The organism is Acinetobacter sp. YH12251, from assembly GCF_013417465.1.
GTDB lineage: Bacteria > Pseudomonadota > Gammaproteobacteria > Pseudomonadales > Moraxellaceae > Acinetobacter > Acinetobacter amyesii.
In genome coordinates, this window is the sequence record NZ_VPDZ01000034.1 from 1 (window position 1) to 8,229 (window position 8,229).

Here is an 8,229-nt window from a genome sequence, read left to right on the forward strand (position 1 = left end):
ATAATCAGCGAAGAATTCAAAAAGGCTTGGATTTTAAGACACCAAATCAAATGGCAGAAGACTTTTATCGGTTAGCTGCCTAGAATCTCCCAAGTGAAAGTCTCCTGCTAATTCAGCACACATCAGTCCGACTAGTTTATCAAGTTAAAGATGATCAGGTAGTTATCTTGCTCATTACGGTTGGGAAACGAGCTGACAGCATAGTTTATGACGAAGCGAAAAAGCGCATTAAAGACTAAAAATGGGAGCTTAGAGCTCCCATTTTTGACTTCGCATAACGTGTATTATGTTAATTTTAGAAATAAGTCACCTATAAATTTTGCTTTTATATAAACGACTAAATTAGGTCTATTAGTAATACTCCCTAATAATTCATAATCATAATTCGTCTTTTTAATAGATACATTTAAAGTTTCATTTATAGCTTTTTCTATACTATTATCATGTTGTTTTATAATAACTTTCGATTTTTGATTAATGATTTCACCTTGAAAGGAAAATGCATAGTTTCCACCATTTATTATATTATTTTGTACTACAAAAACTCCATTACCAAAATCATTAAAATTATCTTGAAATTCAAGGAAGTAAATACCATCTCGCATTCTTAAAATACCAGTTCAACAAAGTGAGTGTTTTATATATTTTACGCCAATTTCAACTTTAAATAAGCTTTTAGTTGTTCAAACAAATTGAGCTACCTCTCCTGTAATACAAACATTAGCATTTCATAGTAGTTAACCTTTATTTAACATAAAATCTCTTATATGAAATTTAGAACTTATCCCTTAAAAAGATCATTAAAAAGCTCTTTATCTTTCTGTCTATTTTCTTCTGTCTTACTTTCCGCACTTAAAAACTGCTCAAAATCAGCCCATTGATGTTTAAAAGATTCATCATTCTTAAATTTATTCAAAACCCAAGCGCCAAGCAAAATTTTCCGTCTAGTTTCATTTTTCCGTTCTTGAGCTTTGGCTTCACTTAAAAGTTTTTGCTGCTTAAGTTTAAGCTCATTCTGTTTCTGTTTTGCCTGTTCTAAGATCTGCTCTTGTTCTTTTTTCAAATACTCAATTTGCTCTTGTAGAGATAACTTCTTCTGCTGTGCTTTAGTGAGCTTCTTTAAAACTGCATCTTTCTTTTCTTGAATATCTGACATAGTATTAAACCGTGATGATCAATAACCAAACATCATCATAGAGTCAAAAAACAAAGCGAGCAATATCAAACGTAGCGAAGCGAAGTTTTCCCGGAGTGAAACGAAGGGCGCACTTACCCACTTTTATCATTTCATTCAAAAGTGGACGTTGCGACAGGGGAAACCCCTGTACCCCATGACCTCGCTTTAGCATGGTCAGCAACTTTTTCAAAGTTGCAAAAATCAAAACCACGGTATGCAGAAATTTAGGTTTTTAAAGTGGCAATTTTTCATTTGAATGAAAGCAACATCTCACGAAGTGACGGACGTTCAGCCGTTGCTTGTGCTGCTTATCGTGCCTGTGAAAAATTAGAGGATCTGACTTTTGGAAAGACTCAGGACTACACTAAAAAAAAGGGACTTGCATACAAAAATATTTATGCACCAGAACATACCAATACAAAACTTTTAGACCGTCAAACACTTTGGAATACAGTAGAAAAAAAAGAATTCAATGCCAATGGCTCAATGAAAGCCAATGCACGACTCGCCAAAGAATATATCTGTGCTTTACCACATGAATTAACAGATGCAGAACGCATAAAAATCGTTGATGACTTTTGCCGAGACTTTGTGAACAAGCACAATGTTATTGTCGATGCCTGCATCCATGCACCACATGAACATAACGATGAAACCAATAATAAAAACTATCACGTACACATGATGTTCACGACCAGACTCATCAATGAAAAAGGCGAATTAGGAAAGAAACAAAGAATCTTCAACGACCATGGTCCCGAGATCCTGAAGGACAGCCGAGCAACTTTTGCCAATGTTGTAAACACAGTATTGGAAAATGCTGGACTAGATGAACGCATCGACCACCGCAGTTATAAAGATCAAGGCTTAGGTTTCCTTGAACCCACCCATCATGAAGGGCATGAAGCTACAGCACTTCGCAGACAATATGACGAGGAACAAAAAAGACCGCTTGAAGAACGTAACACTGAAATTGTGCTACCAAGAATTGCACTTGAAAATGATGCAATCAAAGCCAAAAATTTAGATGCTGCACGAGAATACCAACAGATCATCAAGGGCCTTGATCAAGAAATTATTGTTCCAAGTCGATTAGAAGATCAGATTACCCAGCTGGAAAACGAACTTCAGTTAACCGAAGCAGAAGAAAAAGAGCTTTTAGCAGAATTAGTAAATCTCAATCTAGAAGAAGAACGCCTGCAAGAACAACAGGTTCAACAGATCGACAACGCATATGATGACTTCATCCGGTGCCAAGATATTTATGCAGAATTTGCCAATCAGTTTTACACCATTCAAAGCAATGCTGCTGATAATCAAAAGCAGATTGAATCAAATCTCACCAAGACAAAACGATGGTTAGCAGAAAACAAAAGCGATTTTTACCTACATAGCAATAATTTGTTTTATGACTCTTATCATCATACTTACAGAGATATAAAAAAACCTGATTTTTATGCGACTGAAAAATCAGTAGAACAGGCAAAAAATGAGAACTGGAGAGAATACGCAACCGAGGTCGAACAACTTGCTAAAGAATACGATATTGAGAATGTTGTCCAGCGCTTAGGCCAATGCTCAGAGATACTGGAAAATAATGGGATTGAACGACCAACGATAAAACCCTCGTTTTGGCAGAAGCTAAAACGAGAGTACGTTCATTCATTCGATACCCTACATGATTTTAATGATGATATGAGTCCCCTCCTTAAAGCAAAACGGGCAGATGATCTCAAAATTGAACAAGAAAGAATGCAGCAAGTACGCCAAGCGGAAGTAGATCGGCAACGAAGAATTGAAAATGATCGCAGAGAAAGTGAATTTAGAGAGCAATTACGTAAAGAACGAGAGCAAAAAGAACAACGCTATGAACAAGAAAGACACGAACGAGAACATTTGGAATTTTTAAAACGCCAAGAATTGGAAAAACAGCAGAAAAACGAGCCTAAAAAACCAGAAAATGAAAATAACAACGATTACCGACCTTGGTGAATGCTGTTTAAACGCAAAAAAATAGGGTTTTTAGCGATGTTTTGCTAAACCACAGTAGATTTATAGTTGAGTTAAGAAAAAACTCTTAAATCGCAAATGAGAGCATTTAGCGAGTGTCTACGAGCGAACTACAGGGATCTAAATTTTTCACCTGTTTTTCCCTGATTACAGGCTCCCCTGTGTATCAAGAACTCAGAATCAGAGCATCCCGAATGGGTGCGAACTGATTACGATGGCTTTATGTCGAGCGAAGCGAGTAAAAAGCTCATGAGCGAAGCGAATTCCGAGCTGCTTTTGCTTTTTTTTAAAGTCACAACCCAATGAGCCAAAAAATTGCCCCAACGAATCGAGCGAAAGCGAGATTCAATAGAGTTTGAGCGCAGCGAAAACCAAGGGCAATTTTTCTTATCCTGGGCTTTTAATTATTTTTAATGCTTTTAAATGCTTTTAGATCAGAATAAATTTATATATTTCAATAATTAATAATCTTATATACCCACGTTTAGTTACCTATATACCCACGTTTAGTTACCTATATACCCACGTTTAGTTACCTATATACCCACGTTTAGTTACCACTTACCCACGTTTAGTTACCCTATGGCTTCATCTAACCTCAAATAAATATTTGTGGTTATAACTACATTGTTATAATCTGTGGGTATAACAATGTTTTAATCAATCTCATGTCAAAAGAATTAGTTGTAAAAACAAATCGCTTAAACCAAGCTTTCCAGACTTTGTCTTTATCAGAATTTCATATTGTTCAACTAGCTATTGTTGATGCTAGGCATACAGGTACAGGCTTAAGTACAGATACACCATTACGAATAGATGCTCTGAGATATGCAGAAATTTTTGGAACAACCAGACAAAATGCTTATCAACGGATGAAAGAAGCTGAAGACTCGTTATTTAATCGTAGATTTAGTTTCTTTGATGAAAACGGGAAATTAATAAAAAGCAGATGGATTCAGCAAGTAAGGTACTTAGATGATGAAGGTGCTATTGAGTTAGTTTTTACACTAGCTGTTGTACAAGGTATAAGTAAAATTGACGGAATTAAGGATTTCTTTACTCAATATTTATTAAGCCAAACAGCACAACTGAATAGTACCTATTCAGCAAGGCTATACGAATTACTGATTCAGTGGAAAGCCGTTGGAAAAACACCTTTATTCGAGTTAGCGACATTTAGAGAGCAGCTTGGTATTGGCGTTAATGAATATAAGCGTATGGATCACTTCAAGACGAGGGTCCTTGATTTAGCTATTACAGAAATTAGTGAAAAAACAGATATTGAGGCTAGTTATGAGCAGCATAAAAAAGGCCGTTCAATATCAGGCTTCTCTTTTTCATTTACACAGAAAAAAACTAGAAGTGCATCAAGTGAAAATAAAAAGCACTCGGAGAATTTAAATCTCTTTTCAAAAAAAATGACAGATCCTCAACGTCATTTATTTGCCAATAAGCTCTCTGAGCTTCCTGAAATGAGTAAATATTCAGAAGGCAGTGAAAGCTATCCTCAATTTGCAGTAAGAATTGCAGAAATGCTTAAGGACTCTGAAAAGCTAAAAGAGTTTTCTCCAATGCTTGAAAAAGTTGGCTATCGTTAAACTACTAATGTAACGTTACATGTTTAAATAATATCTACTGGCATACATCTTTTTACTTAGGTTACATGATGAAAGCATTATCTGTGATTGAGCTAGCTGAACTCTATGGGATGAACAGACAGAGTATCTATAAGCGTATAAATAAAGGTGATTTATCTAAAAATAGTGATGGAAAAATAGACCTATCGGAAGCAATACGTGTATTTGGAGAACCATCTAATAAAAATAGAGATGTAACCACGTTACAGTCTACTGCGGTACAAAAAGAGACAGAAGTAGACATGCTAAAACAGCAGGTAGACATACTAAAAAAACAACTGGAACTTGCACATGAACGAGAAATTTTCCAAAGAGAACAACTAGAAGCAAAAGACAATCAAATAGAAGCAATCCAACGACTGCTAGAAGCCCCAAAAACCAATATGACTACGTTTACCGATCAGAAACCTAGCCAAGATATAGCAACGGATCCTCGGTCAGAACCTGAACCGAAACATGACGGATTGACTACTCCAGAGCAGACTGAAAATAAACGTATTCCAGTACCGGAACATGTTGAACCGGAGCAGCCGAAAAGAGGGTGGTTAAGCCGGTTTTTCTTACCAAATGGCTAAGGGGATTATTCAACTGAGCTAATCAAAGTTGTGAAACATTGCTTAAATAATAGGCGTGGAACGTGAAAAATAATAAAAAAAGCCCGGTCATGGAAACTCGGGCTATCAACTAGGAGCTACAACATTGATTTATATAGAGAATTATAATGCATTTCGTATAAGGTGTATTATGTTAATTTTAGGAGATCTATACAATTCTGTACTTTTTCACAATCATAGAAAAAGCAAATAAAATACTTATCCAAAATAAATAATCAATAAAAAAATTGAGAAAAACAAATTGATCCATGCCGATGAAAATAAATAAAGGATTGATACTTATACTTCCGACTGGAGAGGTTTCACCATCTATAAGGAACTGTAGAGGAAATCCCCCAGCTATGACTTCAACTTCTCCAAGCTTATCTACAACTATGCGGTCAACTAATATATTTTTTTGATAAAGCAAAGATACGTAGGTCAAAATAATTGCTAAGAAATTAAAATATAAAAATTTTTTCATAATTTTATCTCATATATCTATTAATTTTAACAATTTTTAATCAGAGCCTTTTGGAATAATTTGCTTTAATTTCTCTATTATGATTTTATCAAAAAATTCCTTTAATATGAAAAGATTAGAATTTATTTTATTAAGTTTACTTGCAGCCTGTAGTCCAGTTACAGAAAAAATTGAATCAAATATAGTTGTTCCACGTATTCAATATACGGGGGGAGCAGATAATGCAAGTTATAGTGAGGCTAAGCTTATTAGGGAAGGTAAATGCCTATACCTAGAACATGCTGATGGATCTAAAGTTCTGCCAATTTTTGCTACAAAAACTCTAGATTGGGATATGGAAACTAAGAGCCTAAAAGTAGATTCGGATACTTATTTTTTAGGTGATAAAGCAGCATATGGAGGCGGAGAATCCTATCCTCTAGAAAAAAATAATTATTCTTGGATAACTGAAGTAGATCCTAGCTGTGATACCTCAAAAGTTATAGTTATTAGTCGACTCATAAGACCAATTGAACAGAACTACCAAAATGAAGAATAGCCTATTTTACTGTCTTGCATTAGTTTTAATTATAGGATGCCAACCATTAGAAAAGAATGGATATATTTCTATTAAAAATTGGACCAATGCCCCAATCACAGATCTTAAAATAACTTATATCAGTGCTCAAAAAACTTATAGCTTAGGTACTCTTTATCCTTATTCGGAATATAAATACGCCATCAACTATGAGCAGCATAATGAGGATTCAATAATCTTTTCATATGTAGATAAAAGTCATAAAAAGATTAATCAAGAAGTAGCTACATATGCAGCCAAATATGATAGGAGAATTTATGAAATAATTATTCAATAGAATATAAATTTATATAGAAATTACAATTACTAATTGAACGAAAGAGCTTCTATTTGAAGTTTCAAAAACTGGAGTTTTCCACCAATCTAACCTCCATTTAACATAATGGCGGTTATACGAAACTTAGATGTAAGCCCAAAGTAGAAATGTCCGCTTTTAGAATATGCACTTTTGCAATTTTCTTATGTTCTTAAAAAAAATAGTTCTAATTAGTACAATAATAACTAGTAGTCTTGCTCTTGCATATGATCCTACAACGCCTTCATATTATTTAACGAAAGAATTGTGATGTGTGCAGAATATTATGCAGACTGTATTGATGTCTATGGGTCTGCTGGTAGCGGTGGAATGTCAGAGTGTGGAAACTCTTTAAATACATGCATCACTACAAGTGATTGGAATCCACCAAATCTTCCTGTACCATCATCGGATAGATTATTAAACCTTTTTAGTTCAGAAACTAGAGAAGCTACAACAAGATATACCACGGCCTAATAAATCAGGATCTCAATGTAATATGATTGGGATCCTTACCAACATATATAGAAGAGAAAAATGGATCAATTAAAAAAAATAAATGATGATTTGTATCAAGCTGCAATATTATTAGACAGTATTCCTAGTAAGATTCAATCAGATCCATCACTAGAAAATAGAGAAAATATCTTACTGATAGGAAAAGCTCTCAGTCATATTTTTGAACTCCAAAATAATATTTATAAAATTCGCCCTGATTTAAAAAATAATAATCAGTAATAACAGTTATTTATAGTATTTTTTAAGAAAGATAGCGGCTCATTTGAGAATATAAAAGTAATATTCTATTTGTAATAGTTTCTCTGAAATTAACATAATACGGATTATACGAACTAGCCACGTAATGCAACTTGCATTACAATATTCCTATGCATTCAATAAATGGGAAAAATAATGGCTACTGTTAACTTCAGGGTCGATGAAGCCCTTAAAGAAAAATCTTATTCAGTTCTAAGAGAACAAGGTATTGCACCTACTGAGTTTTTTACAAATGTCCTTGAATACATTGCAGCGACTGGGAAACTCCCTGTACAAAAAGCCTTACTCTCAGAAGAGGATACCGAGCTATTAGCGATTGTTCGTAAACGTATTAATGATCCTAAAGAAATGTTTGAGGAAATTACTTTAGATGACTTATAAGCTTTTACGTCATAAGGACTTCACAGCTGAATGGGAAAAGCTTCCTAGTGCTATAAGAGATCAATTTAAGAAAAAACTTGCCAAGGTCATAGAGCAGCCACATATTCCAAAGAATATGCTTAGAGGTGATCTTGCAGGTTGCTACAAAATTAAATTATTAAAGGCTGGAGTCTGATGTGTGCTTAAAAAACAGGAGGGTTTAACTTGGTAAACTATACATACTCATTAGGAGTTTACCATGAGCAAGAAACAGAAGACTTACACCGCAGAATTTAAAGCTGAAGCCATAAAAGCCATT

The 8,229-nt window shown here is 34.5% G+C and carries 10 protein-coding genes and 2 pseudogenes; 9 read left to right on the plus strand and 3 right to left on the minus strand.

The window, feature by feature from the left end; translation table 11 throughout:
- Positions 1-125 precede the first annotated feature (125 nt).
- Positions 126-239: pseudogene (locus FTV27_RS16610) on the plus strand (type II toxin-antitoxin system RelE/ParE family toxin); the annotation flags it as partial.
- 45 nt (positions 240-284) lie between these two features.
- Here the strand turns inward: FTV27_RS16610 and FTV27_RS16615 are convergent.
- Positions 285-605, minus strand: a complete 321-nt coding sequence (locus FTV27_RS16615; RefSeq protein ID WP_179997607.1) for a GrlR family regulatory protein — start codon at positions 603-605, stop codon at positions 285-287.
- Between the two features lie 176 nt (positions 606-781).
- Positions 782-1,156: a hypothetical protein gene (locus FTV27_RS16620; protein ID WP_086322809.1), complete on the minus strand. Its 375-nt coding sequence runs from the start codon at positions 1,154-1,156 to the stop codon at positions 782-784.
- A 258-nt stretch (positions 1,157-1,414) separates the two neighbouring features.
- Between FTV27_RS16620 and mobQ the strand changes: the two genes are divergently transcribed.
- The 3 genes from mobQ (at position 1,415) to FTV27_RS16635 (ending at position 5,399) form a co-directional block, all read left to right on the plus strand.
- Positions 1,415-3,169 carry a MobQ family relaxase gene (gene mobQ / locus FTV27_RS16625; protein WP_373687163.1) on the plus strand — a complete coding sequence of 585 codons (1,755 nt, stop codon included), beginning with the start codon at positions 1,415-1,417 and terminating at the stop codon, positions 3,167-3,169.
- A 686-nt stretch (positions 3,170-3,855) separates the two neighbouring features.
- The gene (repM, locus tag FTV27_RS16630; protein ID WP_180079314.1) at positions 3,856-4,785 is read left to right on the plus strand and encodes a replication initiation protein RepM; all 930 of its coding nucleotides are present in this window, start codon (positions 3,856-3,858) and stop codon (positions 4,783-4,785) included.
- A gap of 68 nt (positions 4,786-4,853) precedes the next feature.
- The gene (locus tag FTV27_RS16635; RefSeq protein WP_171319338.1) at positions 4,854-5,399 is read left to right on the plus strand and encodes a plasmid replication DNA-binding protein; all 546 of its coding nucleotides are present in this window, start codon (positions 4,854-4,856) and stop codon (positions 5,397-5,399) included.
- Positions 5,400-5,586: 187 nt separating this feature from the next.
- On the opposite strand, the gene FTV27_RS16640 is transcribed toward FTV27_RS16635, so the two are convergent.
- The gene (locus FTV27_RS16640; protein ID WP_005108843.1) at positions 5,587-5,901 is read right to left on the minus strand and encodes a hypothetical protein; all 315 of its coding nucleotides are present in this window, start codon (positions 5,899-5,901) and stop codon (positions 5,587-5,589) included.
- Positions 5,902-6,007: 106 nt separating this feature from the next.
- Here FTV27_RS16640 and FTV27_RS16645 point away from each other — a divergent pair, with 106 nt between their 5' ends.
- From FTV27_RS16645 to FTV27_RS16665, 5 genes and pseudogenes are all read left to right on the plus strand, one after another.
- Complete coding sequence (locus FTV27_RS16645) at positions 6,008-6,439, plus strand: hypothetical protein (RefSeq protein ID WP_005108844.1); 432 nt, start codon at positions 6,008-6,010, stop codon at positions 6,437-6,439.
- Entirely contained in the window at positions 6,429-6,755 is a 327-nt protein-coding gene (locus FTV27_RS16650; RefSeq protein ID WP_005108845.1) for a hypothetical protein, read from the plus strand. Before FTV27_RS16645 ends, FTV27_RS16650 begins: the two co-directional genes overlap by 11 nt.
- A gap of 555 nt (positions 6,756-7,310) precedes the next feature.
- Complete coding sequence (locus FTV27_RS16655; RefSeq protein ID WP_163146734.1) at positions 7,311-7,511, plus strand: hypothetical protein; 201 nt, start codon at positions 7,311-7,313, stop codon at positions 7,509-7,511.
- A 174-nt stretch (positions 7,512-7,685) separates the two neighbouring features.
- The gene (locus FTV27_RS16660) at positions 7,686-7,931 is read left to right on the plus strand and encodes a type II toxin-antitoxin system RelB/DinJ family antitoxin (protein ID WP_111885987.1); all 246 of its coding nucleotides are present in this window, start codon (positions 7,686-7,688) and stop codon (positions 7,929-7,931) included.
- Positions 7,921-8,103: pseudogene (locus FTV27_RS16665) on the plus strand (type II toxin-antitoxin system RelE/ParE family toxin); the annotation flags it as partial. The gene FTV27_RS16660 and the pseudogene FTV27_RS16665, both read left to right, overlap by 11 nt.
- Positions 8,104-8,229 lie beyond the last annotated feature (126 nt).